We start from the raw sequence: 15,003 nt of genomic DNA, 5'->3' as shown, positions 1-15,003 counted from the left end.
AGTGGGGCGTTAGGCGGCGAGACTCTCGACGCCCGCGACCTTCAAGAGATCAGCAAGCTGCTTGCGAGCGTAGAACATCCGGGTCTTCACCGTGCTCTGAGGAATGCCGATGATCTGGCCCACTTCCTCGACCGATTTCTCGTGGTAATAGACCAGGTCGATGATCTCTCGATGCGCCGGCGACAGTTTGGCGACGCAGGCGCGCAGGATGGCGTTGGTGCTGGTGCGGTGGAGGCAGGTTTCCGGAGTTTCGGCTTCGTCGGCCATCTCCAAGATTTCTTCCTGGTCGATGCCCTCGTGCTTGCGCTGGCGCAAGGCTGTGAGCGCCTTGAAGCGGGCGATGGACAGCAGCCAGGTGGAGACCTGCGACCGGCCCTGAAACCGGTTTGCGGTCCGCCATACGTCGAGGAAGACCTGGCTGGTCAGATCCTCGGTCGTTGCGGGGTCGCGCACCATCCGCAAGATGAAGCGGTAGACCCGGACATGGTGGCGCGAATAGAGCGTGTGCATTGCGCTGCGGTCGCCTGCGGCGATGCTTTCAAGCAGCATCTCGTCCGGCGCCGCCTGAGCGGCGATGAGGGCCCGCTGAACTGCGGCATTGATGGCGACGACTTTTGACATGACGCTCTCCCCGTGCCGTCCTGTGCGGCGCTTCGTTGAGCCATTGGTAATCAGCGAAGGTTTCGGGACGTCTGCACGAAAAGCAGAAAATGGTTTCGTGGACAGGAGAATTGTTTCGTCGCGGCGGGTGCGGCGAAACAATTGCGAAAAAGGTGAGCAAATCCAGGAGGTAACTTTTCCGGCCGGAATGGCTGACGGTTCCTCCGTCGGCCCCGCGATCTGTCGGCTAGGCCGTTAGCGGCAGTTCGAATTGGCGGCGAGGATATCGTGCATCGCCTGGTTCTGGATGACCGGCGCCGTCGTCAAAGACACGTGTCCATAGTCGGTCTTGCCCATATCGACATTTTGCAGCGTGCCGCGGAAGTGCCCGCCGCGCTCCGCCGCAACGCCAACGCCATTCGAGAGATAGTAATTCCTCTCGAGTCGGACATTGTTCGGCACGACGATTTTCGTCACGGGATCGATCGTAACGATCAAGGCGACACGAAGTCCGGCCTGTTGGAGCTGTTCGGCCATGCTCACTGCGGCACTGGCACCGAGCGAGTGCCCGACCAGTACGATGGAAGAGATCTTTCCGCTCTTGCAATCCTCGATGGCTTCGCGGCCCAGCGCATCGGAAAAGGCGTGATTGGCGATCGTCACGTCGATGTTTCGCTGCTGAAGCTCCTCGTTCAACTGGTCGATACCCGGCGACAGGACATTGGTCAGTCCGCGCAGCAGATAGACCTTCTTGTGGCCCGCGGCCGCCGCCGGCGATGTCACGGCAATCATCAGCGCGAATGTCAGACAGGCGCAGTGAGACCGGATAAATGTGCGGAGAAAGCAGAGCATAGAAATCCTCAAACTACAGCACCACGCCGGCCGTAAGTGGCCGGACCGCCGTCGCAATTGACGTTTGCTGTTCCAGGCGATGATCGAGCCGGCGCCTTATCCGACTGGTCGTCCGACAAAATGCCTTTCCCCGGTTTGGCGCTCGCAGGTCATCGTTGAATGACTACTTCATCGATGTTGCAAAATCCACAATGCACGGCGCCGGCGCGAAGCTTTGGCGGGGCTGTGACTTTGCCGCATCAGAATCGGAAGCTTTTGTAAGACGCGTGGCTCAGGCCTTCTCCCCGGCGGGCGAGAACAGGTAGCCGCCGCCGCGAATCGTCCTGATGACGGCTGGCCTGGTGGGATCGATCTCGATCTTGCGGCGAATCCGCATGATACGGAGGTCGACCGCACGGTCGAACGCTTCGCTGTCGCGGGCATTGGCGAGCTCCAATAGCCGCTCGCGCGACAGCACGCGCTTCGGATTGGCAGCAAAAACCTTGAGCAGGCCAAACTCGGAAGCGGTCAACGGATGCTCGTTGCCCTCGTCATCGCGCAGTGCCTGGGCCTGAAGATCGAGCCACTTGGTTCCGAATCGAATCAGCGGATCCTTGGCCGCCTTCGCATTGCCGGCTTCCGCCGCGGCCCGCGCCGGTGTGCTTCGCCGGAGCACCGAGCGGATGCGCGCCATCAGCTCGCGCAATTCGCAAGGTTTTGCCACATAGTCATCGGCGCCAAGTTCGAGTCCAACCACCCGATCAATCGGGCTTGCCGTGGCGGTCAGCATGATGACCGGCACATTAGTCCGGCTTTTCAGGTCCCGGATGATCGAAAGTCCGTCTTCTTCGGGCATGTTGAGGTCCAGCACGACCAGATCCGGCACATTGCTTTCGATGACCCCGCGCAGGCTCTTGCCTCCGTCGCACAACGTCACGGTGAACCCGTGCATCTTGAGATAGTCACCGACCATTTCGCGGGCCGGCGCCTCGTCATCGACAATGATGATATGCGAACTCTGGCTCATGGATCACGCCTCTGTCGGCAACGTGATGGTGAATGTCGACCCCTGCCCGGGACCGACGCTGTCGGCGCTGATTTCGCCGCCATGCATGTCGATAATGCGTTTGACAATCGACAGCCCGAGTCCCGTCGAACTCTCGCCTGCGGTCGGCTTCGCGGACAATCGCTGGAAGCGACCGAACAGCCGCCCGATATCTTCCGGCGACAGGCCGGCGCCCTGGTCGGCGACGCGAATCACCGTCTTGTTCGCCTCCCTGCTGACCATGACGGAAATCTTGCCGCCGATCGGACTGTATTTGATGGCGTTACTGATGAGGTTGTCGATGGCTTCGCGGATACGGTCCGCATCGCACGCGGTGATCAGGTTGGGCACGGCCGAAACCGCGATCGATTGCTGCTTGTTGACGGCAAGCGGCTGGTTGGCGTCGACCACCTCGCCGACGAGCGCGGCGATATCGACCGCTTCGCGGCGAATGGTGATGTCGAATGCATCCGCCATCGCATCGGAGATCAGGTGATCGACCATCGATGTCAGCCGCTTGGTGGCGTCGCGAATATGCTCGATCTGGGAGGTGATGCCGTCCCGAGAAGCGCCGGTGGCGATCAGTTCGGTCAGCATTTCAGTGCGGCCGAGGATAACGCCGAGCGGATTCTTCAGGTCATGGGCAACCGTGCCGAGAATCTCGTTCTTGAAGCCGTTGGCGCGTTGCAGGCGCAGCCATTGCGCCGACAGGCGGCGGTTGGCCTGCATCAGCGCGCGGGTGCGCTGGGCCACGCGGTCCTCGAGCTGTGTGTTGGCCTGCTGGAGCTGTTGGTAGAGGATCACGTTGTCGAAGGCAATCGACAGTCGGCTGCCGAAAATCTCCACCAGGGAGCGGTCGGTCTCCGACAGCTGTCGTTCGGCCTGAAGCAATACCACGACTTCGCGCCCCGAGCCGGTGCGAACATAGAGCACGCTGCGCTGGTCGACGAATTCGTGCTTGCGGCGCTTGAAAGCGGCTTCGACCATGGCGCGCAGATCGGCGTCAAGCGTCCTGTCGCCGGAGGAGCCGGTGAAGCGGCTGTAGCAGCCTGAACCGGCCAGGACGGAGAAATGGCCGGAGAGATCGCCGCCATCGCGCAACACCAGGATGCCGGCGCAGTCGACGTTGAGCAGCGACGCGATCTGGGTCAGCACGCCTTCGGCGAGGCGCTGCATCGATTTGAAATCGTAGAGCGTGGACGCCGCATCGATGATGATCTCCAGCCCGCGGCGGGTTTGCACCATCCGCTCGAGCTGTTGATAGCTGCGCAGCGCCGCCGTCAGCGACGTAAACAGCTTGTCGGCGGTCAGCTCCGTCTTGGCCTTGTAGTCGTTGATGTCGTACTCGACGATGACGCGCCGTTCCGGCGCCTGTCCCGGTTGGCCGGTGCGCAGGATGATGCGGACGGTCTCGTTGTGGAGCTCGTTGCGGATATACTCGACGAGATCGAGGCCTGCAGCATCGGTCTCCATGATGACGTCGAGCAGCACAGCGGCGACGTCGGGATGCGCCCGCATCAGCGCCCGGCCCTCGGCGGCCGAATAGGCCGACAGGATTTCCAGCGTCTGTCCATTGAGGCTGTAATCGCTCAGCGCAAAGCGCGTGCCTTCATGCACCGCCTGATCGTCGTCAATGACCGCGATCTTCCATTTGCGCCCGCCCGGGGCTTCCGGGTCGGCACCGGCATCCTCGATCAGCTGGAGGACATCGTCCTGTTCGGCCATGCGGAAGTCCCGTCGCGATCCTGGTTTTTAGTCGGCTGCCCGTCCGTGGCAGCCTTGGCGGCATTCTTGGGCATGATAATGCGAAATGTTGTGCCTTGTCCCGGCCTTGAATCCAGCATTATCCGCCCGCCCAGCTGCTGGGTGACCAGATTGTAGACGATGTGCAGTCCGAGCCCGGTACCGCCCTCGTCGCGGCGCGTGGTGAAGAAGGGGTCGAAGGCCTGCCGCCGCACGTCGGGCGTCATCCCGGCGCCGTCATCGGAAAAGATGATCTCGGCCTCGTCAGCGCCGCGCGGCCTGGCGGAGACCGTGATCGTGCCGGAGCGCCCGCCGGCGAAGGCATGGTTAACGGCGTTGAGGAACAGGTTGGTCAGGATCTGGCCATATGAGCCGGGATAGCCGTCGATGACGAGGTTTTCGGGCACATCGACCGACAGGGTAATGGACGCCTTCTTCAGCGCGGGCCGCAGGCTCGCGATGATCTGGTCGGTCGCCTCCCTCAGGTTGAAGGCGCGACGCTCGGCATGCGAACGATCCACCGCCACCTGCTTGAACGACTGAATGAGCTCGCCGGCGCGATGCAGGTTGCCGACCAGTTGCTGGGCGGCGTCGCGCGAGGTCTTGACGAATTCGTCGAGCTGCGAGCGCCGCAGCCCGGTCGTGCTCCTCAAGGCCTCCTCGAAGGCCTCGGTGCGGCGCGCAAGGCTTGATGCGACCGTCAGGCTGATGCCGATTGGATTGTTTACCTCGTGGGCGACGCCGGCGACGAGGCCGCCGAGGGCCGCCAGGCGTTCGGCGTCGACGAGGTTTTGCTGGGCGGTATTCAGTTTGTACAACGCATTTTCCGCCCTCTCTTTTGAAGCGCGCAGTTCGTCCTCCGCCTTTCGCTTGGCGATGGCGTTTTCGCGGAACACGTCGACGGCACGCGCCATTTCGCCGACCTCGTCGCGGGCAGCAGTGCCTTGGACGTTGCGGTGGAGATCGCCCGAAGTGATAGCATGCATCGCCGTCATGATCTGCTGCAAGGGCAGGCGGATCGACAGCGCGATCAGGACGCCCGCGGTGATGATGATGCTCAGAAAGATCACCGCGACAGACAGCACTTTTCCGGAAATTTCGGCGAGCGTCCGGTCGAACGTCTCCTGCGCTTTTTGCTCGCGCTGACGCATCTTGTCCGACAGTTCGTCGATGGTCGTGGAAGCCTCGGCCTGGTTGGCATCGATCGCATCGCGCAGCAATTCCGTACGGCTGGTCAGCTGCGCCGACAATCTGGCGAGGCCTTCGCTGAGTGCCTTGGTCCGCTCATTCAGGCGCTGCAAGGCCATCCTTTGCAGGTCGTTATCCGCCAGGTCGATCATGACGGGGATGGTCCGCTGGATGGTTTCGGTATTGCGGCTCGCCTCTTCCGCCGATGCCGTCGCCAGCGAGAGGTAATAGGTATTGGCGGCGACCAGCATCGCCGTGAAGGCCTCTCGGGATTGAGCGAACTGCGGCCAGATCGGCGCATCGCGGTGACTGGTGGCACCCTCGATGATCGAATAAAGCCTGGCCATGTCGCGGGCGGGCGTGAGGACTTCGTCCTCGTAGGTTTTTGTGATCTTCGCCTGGACCGTGCGCAATCTGCTGAAACCGCCAAGAAAGCGCTCGGTGACACGTTGTAGCCGGTTCGCCGAGCCGGACAGCATCGGGTCCGTTGCGGCCCGCGTCTTCAGCGTTCCGAGAACGAGGTCGTGCCAACGCGAGATCTCTCCGATCGTATCGGGACTGGGTTGGGTGATGTAGCGGTGGATCAGACTTTGCAGGTGACCGGTTTCGGTTTCGAGCGTTATCAGCACTTTGTCGGATTCCCGCACCTGCCGCACGTCGTGCCACGCCGCGCCCAGCACCTGCGCGCCGTTCCAGATCAGTGCGACCAGCACGGCGACGACCGCAGAATTCAGCGCGGCGATCGACAGGATACGCCAGCGGATCGGCACCGCGCGGATCAGGGCGAGCAGCCGCGAATGCCCCCGCACCGCCAAGCTCGCCGGCGATGGCATGGTTTCGTGCTGGTCGGCGATCCCGTTCAATTCAGTCGACCTTGCGTATTCGTTCGATCCGCCCGTCGGCGGCGCAAGACCAGCCGGCCGGCGCGGCCAGCCTGACCGCCGTTAGTAATGATGTCTGCGGCGCGACCAAAAGGTTCAATGGATTTCCGGTGGGCGCCTATCAAGCCGCCATTCGCGGAAATATCGCGGACGTGTCATCGCGCGCGTCTTTCCCGGCTCGGCCATCGCCGGTGAGAGCACAAGCGAAGCGGCTACCCCGCCTATTTATTCGGCAGTTCTATCCTGCTGCATGCAATTTGCGCCTGCGCGCCGGCCCGCAGTCGCGTCCCGCCCGGTCTTATGATGTTCCTGCCGAATCAAAGATTTAGCGGTCGCTTACCAAGCCGCCAAGCCTTGGCACGAACCTTGCGAAGCCAGCTGCGGAATTGGTCCTTTGGCTTTGGAGTATCCAATGAAGCGCCGCGATTTTCTAAAATCCGTGTCCGGCCTGGCCGTCGGTGCCGCGGTGCAGGCGCCCGCCATCTGGTCACCGGCGAGGGCCGATGCGCGATCGGAGACCTTGCTCGTGGTGACCGAAGGCGGTCCCAATAATCTCGACATTCATGGCATCGGCACCAACCGGCCGGGCTATGAGGTGTCCTGGAATTGCTACGACCGGCTCATCAGCCATGAAACCAGGACGCTGCCGGACGGCAGCCAGGCCTACGACCGCGACAAGTTCAAGCTGGAGCTCGCCGATGACATGAAGCTCAGCGACATGTCTGTGACGTTCAAGCTGAAGAAGACCGCCAAATTCCAGGACGGCGCGCCGGTCACCGCGAAGGATGTCAAATGGTCGCTGGATCGGGCCGTCACCGTCGGCGGCTTTCCGACCGTGCAGATGAAGGCTGGCTCTCTCGTCGACAAGGAGCAGTTCGTCGTCGTCGATGACAGCACTATCCGAATCGATTTCATGAAGAAGGATCGCCTGACGATCCCCGATCTCGCCGTGATCGTGCCGAGCGTCTACAACTCCGAGCTCCTGAAAAAGAAAGCCACGGATAAAGATCCGTGGGCGATGGATTACACCAAGAGCAATACAGCAGGCAGCGGCGCCTACAAGGTGACGAGCTGGAAGCCGGGCGTCGAGGTCGTCTTCGAGCGCCATGACGGCTGGGTTGGCGGCAAGCTGCCGCAGTTAAAACGGGTGATCTGGCGCACCGTGCCCTCGCAAGGCAATCGCCGCGCCTTGATGGAGAGGGGCGATGCCGACATTTCCTTCGACCTGTCCTCGAAGGACACCTCCGAGATGAAGAAGGAGGGCAAGCTCGTCATCCTCTCCCACCCGATCGGCAACGGCATGTATTCGGTCGATTTGAACGTGACGAAGCCGCCGTTCGATAATCTCAGGGTTCGCCAGGCCATCGCCTACGCGCTGCCCTACCAGAAGATCATGGATGCGGCGATGTTCGGTCTCGCCAATCCCCTGTTCGGCGGCCCCTCCAACAGCGTTGCCGACATTGCCTGGCCTGCGAAGACTGCATACGTCAGCGACATCGAGAAGGCCAAGGCACTGATGGCCGAGAGCGGCGCCTCAGGCATCGACACTACCATCTCGTACGATCTCGGCGCCGGGGATATCTGCGAACCGATCTCCGTGCTGGTGCAGGAAAGTCTTGCACAGATCGGAATCAGGACCACGATAAACAAGGTGCCGGGCGCCAACTGGCGCAGCGAGATGGCCAGGAAAACCATGCCGCTGATGATCAACTTCTTCTCAGGCTGGCTCGATTATCCCGAATATTTCTTCTTCTGGTGCTATTCCGGCCAAAACGCGATCTTCAACACGTCAAGCTACGTCAATACCGACATGGATGTGCTGATCGAGGGCGCGCGGGCAGCGGCTGCGATCGGCGACAAGGAGAAATATGCCAAGGATGTCGAGGGTTTCATTTCCAAGGCCTATATGGACGTGCCGCGGATTCCGCTGTTTCAGCCATTCCTCAACGTCGCCACCCAGAAGAACGTTTCCGGCTACGCCTACTGGTTCCACCGGCAGCTCGATTACCGTTCGATCGTAAAGGGCTAGTGATCCAATTCCAACATTCGCATCCTTCTCAGCAGGCACTTTTCGAATGTTAGAGTCAAAGGACCACCAGCAAATCTATCTTTCTATGGAGTTTAGGATTTGACATTCGCCTTGCGAACTCGCGGCCAGGTGGCTGGCGAATGTCAAATCCACTCCACTAGCGCGCAGCCGAGGGAGGTCGAGCGTGATCCTCAGACGGTTCGTAACGATCGTCCCGACGCTGATCGGCGTGATCGTCGTGACGTTTCTGCTGACGCGGGTCTTGCCGGGCGATCCTGCGGTTTATTTTGCCGGACCTGCGGCGACGCCGCAATCGATAGCCGAGGTCCGCAAGTCGCTGGGGCTCGACCGTCCGCTGCCGGATCAGTTTCTGCGCTACGTCAGCGATCTCGCACATGGCAATTTCGGCAACTCGCTTTCGACCGGCCAGCCGGTGGCCGCCGAGATCGCAAGCCGCCTGCCGGCATCGGCCGAACTGACGTTGTCCGGCTTGTTTCTCGCCATCGCCATCGCCGTGCCGCTCGGCATCTTTGCCGCCGTCAGGCAGGGCTCCTGGATCGATCATCTCTGCCGCGTAATCGCGACCGCCGGCGTCTCGTTGCCTGTGTTTTTCACCGGCCTGCTTCTGGTCTACGTCTTCTATTTCCGCCTCGGCTGGTCGCCCCCGCCGCTCGGCAGGCTCGATGCCTTTGCGACCGCGCCGCCCGACATCACAGGCTTTTTTCTGATCGACAGCCTCATCAGCGGCAATTTCGACACGTTCCGCGCCGCGCTCAGTCAGCTCATCCTGCCGGCGGTGACGCTTGCGATATTTTCGCTGGCGCCGATCACGCGCATGACCCGCGCCTCGATGTTGACGGCGTTCGGCTCCGAATTCATCCGCACGGCGCGCGCCAGCGGCCTCAGCCGCCGCACCGTGATCCTCACTTACGCGTTCCGTAATGCCCTGCTTCCGGTCGTCACCACGCTCGGCATGGTGTTCTCGTTTCTGCTCGGCGCCAATGTACTGGTCGAGAAAGTCTTCGCGTGGCCCGGCATCGGCTCCTATGCGGTCGAAGCCCTGTTGCAATCGGATTTTGCGCCGGTTCAGGGCTTCGTGCTGACCATGGCGGTGCTTTACGTCGCGCTGAACCTCGTCATCGATATGCTGTACAGCATGATCGACCCGCGTGTGAGGGTCGAGGCATGAGCGAAGCCAGCCTGACTGCCGCGCCGGCCACAAGCGTACATCCGACGCCGCCGAGCAACTCCATTCTTCGCCACGCAGTTGACGTGGTGGCCGACAACCCCGTCACCGGATTGGCGTTCGGTTTGTTCGCGCTGATGGCGCTGTCCGCCGTGTTCGGCCCGCATGTCGTCCCTTACGATCCGCTCGCCAGCGATACTTCGGCGACCCTGCAGCCCCCCTCTCTGCACCATTGGTTCGGTACCGACCTCGTGGGGCGGGATATTTTCAGCCGCGTGGTGGCCGCAACCCGCCTCGATTTCATGATCGCGATCGCGTCGGTGGCGCTGGTGCTTGTGGTCGGGGGACTTGCCGGTATCGCCGCCGGCTTCTTCGGCGGCTGGACCGATCGCATCGTTGGCCGGATATCCGATACGATCATGGCGTTTCCATTGTTCGTGCTGGCGATGGGCATTGTCGCGGCGCTGGGCAATACCGTGACCAACATCGTGATCGCAACGGCCATCATCAACTTCCCGCTTTACGTCCGCATCGCGCGCGCCGAGGCCAACGTGCGGCGCGAGGCCGGGTTCGTGCAAGCCGCGCGTCTCTCCGGCAACAGCAATGCACGCATTTTGCTGACCCAGATCACGCCCAACATCCTGCCGATCATGATGGTGCAGGTATCGCTGACCATGGGCTACGCTATCCTAAACGCCGCCGGCCTGTCATTCATCGGGCTTGGCGTCAAGCCGCCGACGCCGGAATGGGGGATCATGGTGGCTGAGGGCGCCGCCAATATCATTTCCGGCGAATGGTGGGTCGCGGTTTTTCCCGGCGGCGCGCTGATGATCGCAGTGTTCTGCTTCAACCTGCTGGGTGACGGTTTGCGCGACCTAGTCGATCCGCAACGGAGGAAGTGAAGATGACGGCGTTGCCGTTGCTCGATATCAACGACCTCACCGTGGAGTTTGCGACCCGGCGGGGCGTCGTGAAAGCCGTGCAGCACGTCAATGTCCAGCTTGGCAAAGGTGAGACGCTCGGCATTGTCGGCGAGTCCGGGTCCGGCAAGTCGGTGACGTCCTATGCGGTGATGCGGATACTCGATCGCGCCGGCCGGATCGTCGAAGGCTCGGTGCATTTCTCCGGCGTCGACGTTACAGCAGCGACCGAGGATGAGATGCGCGACCTGCGCGGCCGCGAAATGTCGATGGTCTTCCAGAGCCCGCGGCTGGCGCTCAACCCGATCCGCAAGATCGGCCACCAGATCGAGGATGTACTGTTGCAGCACGTGCAGGTCGATCGCTCCCAGGTCACTGACCGAGCCATCGCCGCGCTGGAACAGGTCAAGATCGCGCGGCCGCGCGAGCGTTACCATGCCTATCCCTTTCAGCTCTCCGGGGGCATGTGCCAGCGGGTGGTGATCGCGCTGGCGCTCGCTTGCGGCCCCCGCCTGCTGATCGCCGACGAGCCGACCACTGGCCTCGATGTCACCACTCAGAAGGCGGTGATGGATCTCGTCGCAGCGCTCACGAAGGAGCGCAACATGTCGACCATCCTGATCACGCATGACCTCGGACTGGCGGCGGCCTATTGCGATCGCGTGATGGTGATGGAGAAGGGGCGCGTGGTCGAGACCGCCCCCTCGGGCGATATTTTCCAACGGGCCGAACATCCCTATACGCGCAAACTGATGCGTGCGACGCCGCGGCTCGGCGTCTCCTTGCGCGACCTGTTGCCGGAGGAGGAATCCAGCGACGTGTTGGCCGGACTTGAACCGACCATCCATTCCGCTTCGCCAAATTTGGCTTCAGGAAAGGCGAATTCCCGCGGCAAGCCCGGGGGCGCCAACAAACCGCTCCTGCTGGTCGAAAAGCTGGTGAAGGAATATCCGCGTCAGGGCGCGCGGGGGACGCTCGCAAAATTGTTTGCGCGCAAGCCGACGGTTGAGCCCGACATGTTCCGCGCGGTCGACGGCATCAGCTTTGCAGTCGGCCACGGCGAAAGCGTCGGTCTGGTCGGCGAATCCGGTTGTGGCAAATCCACCACCTCGATGATGGTGATGCGGCTATTGGACCAGACCTCCGGCCGCATCCAGTTCGATGGCGAGGAGATCGGCGGGATCCTGCCCGGCGCCTTCGCGCGATCGCCGCAGCGCAAGAGCATCCAGATGGTGTTTCAGGATCCCACCGACAGCCTCAATCCGCGCTTTACCGCAGCGCGGGCAATTGCCGATCCGATCCTCCGCCTCGGCGGCATCAAGGGACGTGATGCGCTGCGGGCCCGCTGTGAGGAACTCGCCACACTCGTCGGCCTTCCCGGCTATCTGCTCGATCGCTTTCCGCATCAGCTTTCAGGTGGCCAGAAGGCGCGCGTCGGCATTGCGCGGGCGATTGCGCTCCATCCGAAGCTTGTGATTCTCGATGAGCCCACCGCGGCGCTCGACGTGTCGGTGCAGGCGGTGGTCCTCAACCTGCTTCAAGACCTCAAGCAATCGCTTGGCATGAGCTATCTGTTTGTCTCGCATGATCTCAACGTGGTGCGCCTGTTGTGCGATCGCGTCATTGTCATGCAAACGGGGAAGATCGTCGAGCAGGGTATGTCGGAGCAGGTCTTGGGCGATCCGAAAAATGCCTATACAAGGCAATTGTTGACGGCGATCCCCCATCCGCCGTCACCTGTCAGCTCATGAGAGAAGTAGGAAAATGGCTGAAGATTCCCTGGATGACTACATCGATGCCGCTTCGAAGCTCTTGAAGCTTCCGGTCGAGGAAGCCTGGAAGCCAGCCGTGCGCGCCAATCTCGAAGTGTCCATGCGCCTGGCGCGGGTGGTGGACGAATTTGGATTCCCGGACGAAGCCGAGCCCGCCAGTGTCTTTACAGCCTGATCGCACGATAAAAGCCGGCGAGGCGATGTCTGCCGTCGACATAGCACGCGCCGTCAAGGACAAGACATCTTCCGCGATTGAGGCGACCGAGGCCGCATTGGCGCGCATCGCCAGGCACGATGCCGTGCTCAATTCCTTTACCGATGTCACCGCGGAGCGCGCGCGTGCAAAGGCACGCGCCGTCGATGCGGCGATCGCGGCCGGCAGGGATCCCGGACCGCTCGCCGGCGTGCCCTTTGCGGTGAAAAATCTGTTCGACGTGAAGGGACTGCCGACTCGCGCAGGATCGAAGATCAACCGTGATCTGCCTGCCGCCGCGCGGGACGCGACGGTTGTCGAACGGCTGGAAGCGGCCGGCGCGGTGCTGGTCGGCGCCCTCAACATGGGCGAATACGCCTACGACTTCACCGGCGAAAACATTCACGATGGACCTTCGCGGAATCCGCACGACCCGACGCGAATGACCGGCGGGTCCTCGGGCGGCTCCGGCAGCGCGGTTGGCGGCGCACTGGTGCCGCTGGCGCTGGGCTCGGATACCAACGGCTCGATCCGCGTGCCGTCGTCTTTCTGCGGAGTTTTTGGATTGAAGCCGACCTACGGCCGGCTCTCCCGCGCGCGCTCCTTTCCGTTCGTCTTCTCGCTCGATCATGTCGGTCCGCTGGCGCGCTCGGTCGGCGACCTCGCGCTGGCCTATGACGCGATGCAGGGGCCGGATGCCGAAGATGCCGCCTGCGCCACGCGGCCGGCGGAGCCGGTTTCGGGCCTGCTCGATCAGGACATCGGCGATTTGCGCATCGCAGTGGCCGGCGACTACTTCCAGAAGAATGTTTTTCCGGAAGCGACCGAAGCTGTGGGCCGCGTCGCCAAGGCGCTTGGCGTCAGCCGTACGGTCGAAATCCCTGAAGCGGCGCGTGCCCGTGCCGCCGCTTACGTGATCTCGACCTGCGAGGGCGCCTCGCTCCACCTCGATCGGCTGCGCACGCGGCCTGAGGATTTTGACCCCGCGGTGCGCGACCGCCTGATCGCCGGCGCGATGATCCCGGCGCCTATGGTCGATCGCGCCCAAAAGTTCCGCCGCTGGTACCGCAGCCGGGTGGCGGAATTGTTCAAGTCGGTTGACATCATCCTGGCGCCGGCGACGCCGTGCGTGGCGCCCAGGCTTGGCCAGGTGAATTTCGTGCTCGACGGCGTCGAAATGCCGGTGCGCGCCAACATCGGCCTTCACACCCAGCCGATTTCCTTCATCGGGCTGCCGGTCGTTGCCGTCCCGGTGCCGCTCGAGCCGATGCCGATCGGCGTGCAGATCATCGCCCCGCCCTGGCGGGAAGATATCGCCTTGCGCGTGGCGGCCGCATTGGAGAGGGCAGGGGTCGTGGCGGCGCCACCGCCGAAGGGAATCTGAACATGCAGGTCGATCTGCCCGATGTGCTCGCGGAGGTGACGGCGCAATTTGACCGCTACGAAAAGGCGCTCGTGAGCAACGACGTCGCCGTACTTGATGAGCTGTTTCGCGACGATCCGCGCACCCTGCGCTATGGCGGCGCCGAAAACCTGTATGGTTATCGTGAGATCATGGCGTTTCGCGCCGCGCGCTCGCCGGCCGGTCTGATGCGCCGGCTGGACCGCACGGTGATCACCACGTATGGCCGCGACATGGCGGTGGCCTCGACGCTGTTCTTCCGCGATTCCGCGCCGGGTAAGGTCGGCCGGCAGATGCAGACATGGGTGCGGTTTGCCGAGGGATGGAAGATTGTGGCCGCGCATGTCAGTGTGATCGACGAGCCGCAGGACCGGAAAACATGAGTCTTGACGATCTCCCGAATGCCGCGGCGCAACTCAAGCCTTCGAAGCCTCAGCCGCTGACGCATCCCGCCAATCGGATCGTCCGCCCCGACAAACTCACTCGCGCGGAAGAATTGCACCTGCAACTGGCCGACGAGATCGTGCGCGGCATACTGGCGCCGGGATCGGCGCTGGACGAAACCGAAATCGCGCGGCGTTTCCGCGTGTCGCGCACGCCGGTGCGCGAAGCACTGCGGCAACTGGCGGCGTCGGGCCTGGTGGAGGCGCGCGCCCATCGCGGCGCGGTGGTGGCGCAGCCCTCGATCGAACGGTTGAGCGGAATGTTCGAGGCGATGGCCGAGCTTGAGGCGCTATGCGCCGGCCTGGCGGCGGAGCGGATGGCTCCGGCCGAGCGCTACCGGCTGGAGCAAATCCACGAGCAACTGCGGGTCCTAAGTCACGCCGGCGACCCCGATCGCTTCAACGCGCTCAACGAGCAGTTTCACGCTTTCATCTATTCCGGATCGCAGAACGGCCATATCGCCGAGATCACGCTGGCGACGCGCAAGCGCGTGCAGCCGTTTCGCCGAGCCCAGTTCCGCAACCTCGGCCGGCTCGCGCAATCGCATGCCGAGCACGATCGCGTGGTGGTGGCGATCATGCGCGGCGACCGCAACGGAGCGGCGAACGCGATGCGCGCGCACATCGCACGGGTGCACGGCGAATACGAGATTTACGCGGTATCGGTGTAGATCCTTGCCGTCATTCCGGGGCGCGAGTGAAACGAGCGCACTCTGATGTGCAATTGCACATCAGAGAATCCATTCATCCAGGCGTTTCAGCGGCGGGAT

Annotated in this window: 13 protein-coding genes; 8 read left to right on the top strand and 5 right to left on the bottom strand. The window is 62.6% G+C overall.

Annotated features, from left to right (window positions below; genetic code table 11):
- Window positions 1-9 precede the first annotated feature (9 nt).
- From NEZ08_RS05460 to NEZ08_RS05440, 5 genes are all read right to left on the bottom strand, one after another.
- A complete protein-coding gene (locus NEZ08_RS05460) occupies window positions 10-621 on the bottom strand; it encodes a sigma-70 family RNA polymerase sigma factor (RefSeq protein WP_298104633.1) in 612 nt (203 codons plus the stop codon).
- Window positions 622-855: 234 nt separating this feature from the next.
- Window positions 856-1,392 carry a thioesterase domain-containing protein gene (locus NEZ08_RS05455; protein ID WP_298104630.1) on the bottom strand — a complete coding sequence of 179 codons (537 nt, stop codon included), beginning with the start codon at window positions 1,390-1,392 and terminating at the stop codon, window positions 856-858.
- Between the two features lie 331 nt (window positions 1,393-1,723).
- Complete coding sequence (locus NEZ08_RS05450; protein WP_298104627.1) at window positions 1,724-2,458, bottom strand: response regulator; 735 nt, start codon at window positions 2,456-2,458, stop codon at window positions 1,724-1,726.
- A gap of 3 nt (window positions 2,459-2,461) precedes the next feature.
- A complete protein-coding gene (locus NEZ08_RS05445) occupies window positions 2,462-4,201 on the bottom strand; it encodes a DUF3369 domain-containing protein (protein WP_298104624.1) in 1,740 nt (579 codons plus the stop codon).
- Window positions 4,171-6,240: a HAMP domain-containing sensor histidine kinase gene (locus NEZ08_RS05440; protein ID WP_298104710.1), complete on the bottom strand. Its 2,070-nt coding sequence runs from the start codon at window positions 6,238-6,240 to the stop codon at window positions 4,171-4,173. Before NEZ08_RS05440 ends, NEZ08_RS05445 begins: the two co-directional genes overlap by 31 nt.
- A 460-nt stretch (window positions 6,241-6,700) precedes the next feature.
- On the opposite strand from NEZ08_RS05440, the gene NEZ08_RS05435 reads away from it, so the two are divergent.
- From NEZ08_RS05435 to NEZ08_RS05400, 8 genes are all read left to right on the top strand, one after another.
- Window positions 6,701-8,317 carry an ABC transporter substrate-binding protein gene (locus NEZ08_RS05435; RefSeq protein ID WP_298104621.1) on the top strand — a complete coding sequence of 539 codons (1,617 nt, stop codon included), beginning with the start codon at window positions 6,701-6,703 and terminating at the stop codon, window positions 8,315-8,317.
- A gap of 184 nt (window positions 8,318-8,501) precedes the next feature.
- Window positions 8,502-9,506: an ABC transporter permease gene (locus tag NEZ08_RS05430; protein WP_298104618.1), complete on the top strand. Its 1,005-nt coding sequence runs from the start codon at window positions 8,502-8,504 to the stop codon at window positions 9,504-9,506.
- Entirely contained in the window at window positions 9,503-10,405 is a 903-nt protein-coding gene (locus NEZ08_RS05425; RefSeq protein WP_298104615.1) for an ABC transporter permease, read from the top strand. The genes NEZ08_RS05430 and NEZ08_RS05425 overlap by 4 nt, the downstream gene beginning before the upstream one ends.
- A 2-nt stretch (window positions 10,406-10,407) precedes the next feature.
- On the top strand, window positions 10,408-12,174 hold the full coding sequence (locus NEZ08_RS05420; RefSeq protein ID WP_298104613.1) for an ABC transporter ATP-binding protein: 1,767 nt from the start codon (window positions 10,408-10,410) through the stop codon (window positions 12,172-12,174).
- A gap of 13 nt (window positions 12,175-12,187) precedes the next feature.
- Complete coding sequence (locus NEZ08_RS05415) at window positions 12,188-12,370, top strand: DUF4089 domain-containing protein (RefSeq protein WP_298104610.1); 183 nt, start codon at window positions 12,188-12,190, stop codon at window positions 12,368-12,370.
- A 25-nt stretch (window positions 12,371-12,395) separates the two neighbouring features.
- Window positions 12,396-13,772 (top strand): AtzE family amidohydrolase, encoded by a 1,377-nt coding sequence (locus NEZ08_RS05410; RefSeq protein ID WP_298104607.1) that lies wholly within the window; start codon window positions 12,396-12,398, stop codon window positions 13,770-13,772.
- A gap of 2 nt (window positions 13,773-13,774) precedes the next feature.
- A complete protein-coding gene (gene hpxZ, locus NEZ08_RS05405; RefSeq protein ID WP_298104604.1) occupies window positions 13,775-14,173 on the top strand; it encodes an oxalurate catabolism protein HpxZ in 399 nt (132 codons plus the stop codon).
- On the top strand, window positions 14,170-14,904 hold the full coding sequence (locus NEZ08_RS05400; protein WP_298104601.1) for a GntR family transcriptional regulator: 735 nt from the start codon (window positions 14,170-14,172) through the stop codon (window positions 14,902-14,904). Before hpxZ ends, NEZ08_RS05400 begins: the two co-directional genes overlap by 4 nt.
- Window positions 14,905-15,003: the final 99 nt, after the last annotated feature.

The sequence above is a fragment of the Bradyrhizobium sp. genome (assembly GCF_027451485.1).
GTDB lineage: Bacteria > Pseudomonadota > Alphaproteobacteria > Rhizobiales > Xanthobacteraceae > Bradyrhizobium.
Note: the sequence above shows the minus strand (reverse complement) of the source record. Positions and strands in the feature narration are given on the sequence as shown.

Excerpts from the sequence above, each read along its gene's own strand:
- NEZ08_RS05460 (WP_298104633.1), bottom strand. The coding sequence starts at position 621 with ATGTCAAAAGTCGTCGCCATCAATGCCGCAGTTCAGCGGGCCCTCATC.
- NEZ08_RS05455 (WP_298104630.1), bottom strand. The coding sequence starts at position 1,392 with ATGATTGCCGTGACATCGCCGGCGGCGGCCGCGGGCCACAAGAAGGTC.
- NEZ08_RS05450 (WP_298104627.1), bottom strand. The coding sequence starts at position 2,458 with ATGAGCCAGAGTTCGCATATCATCATTGTCGATGACGAGGCGCCGGCC.
- NEZ08_RS05445 (WP_298104624.1), bottom strand. The coding sequence starts at position 4,201 with ATGGCCGAACAGGACGATGTCCTCCAGCTGATCGAGGATGCCGGTGCC.
- NEZ08_RS05440 (WP_298104710.1), bottom strand. The coding sequence starts at position 6,240 with ATGCCATCGCCGGCGAGCTTGGCGGTGCGGGGGCATTCGCGGCTGCTC.
- NEZ08_RS05435 (WP_298104621.1), top strand. The coding sequence starts at position 6,701 with ATGAAGCGCCGCGATTTTCTAAAATCCGTGTCCGGCCTGGCCGTCGGT.
- NEZ08_RS05425 (WP_298104615.1), top strand. The coding sequence starts at position 9,503 with ATGAGCGAAGCCAGCCTGACTGCCGCGCCGGCCACAAGCGTACATCCG.
- NEZ08_RS05420 (WP_298104613.1), top strand. The coding sequence starts at position 10,408 with ATGACGGCGTTGCCGTTGCTCGATATCAACGACCTCACCGTGGAGTTT.
- NEZ08_RS05415 (WP_298104610.1), top strand. The coding sequence starts at position 12,188 with ATGGCTGAAGATTCCCTGGATGACTACATCGATGCCGCTTCGAAGCTC.
- NEZ08_RS05410 (WP_298104607.1), top strand. The coding sequence starts at position 12,396 with ATGTCTGCCGTCGACATAGCACGCGCCGTCAAGGACAAGACATCTTCC.
- hpxZ (WP_298104604.1), top strand. The coding sequence starts at position 13,775 with ATGCAGGTCGATCTGCCCGATGTGCTCGCGGAGGTGACGGCGCAATTT.
- NEZ08_RS05400 (WP_298104601.1), top strand. The coding sequence starts at position 14,170 with ATGAGTCTTGACGATCTCCCGAATGCCGCGGCGCAACTCAAGCCTTCG.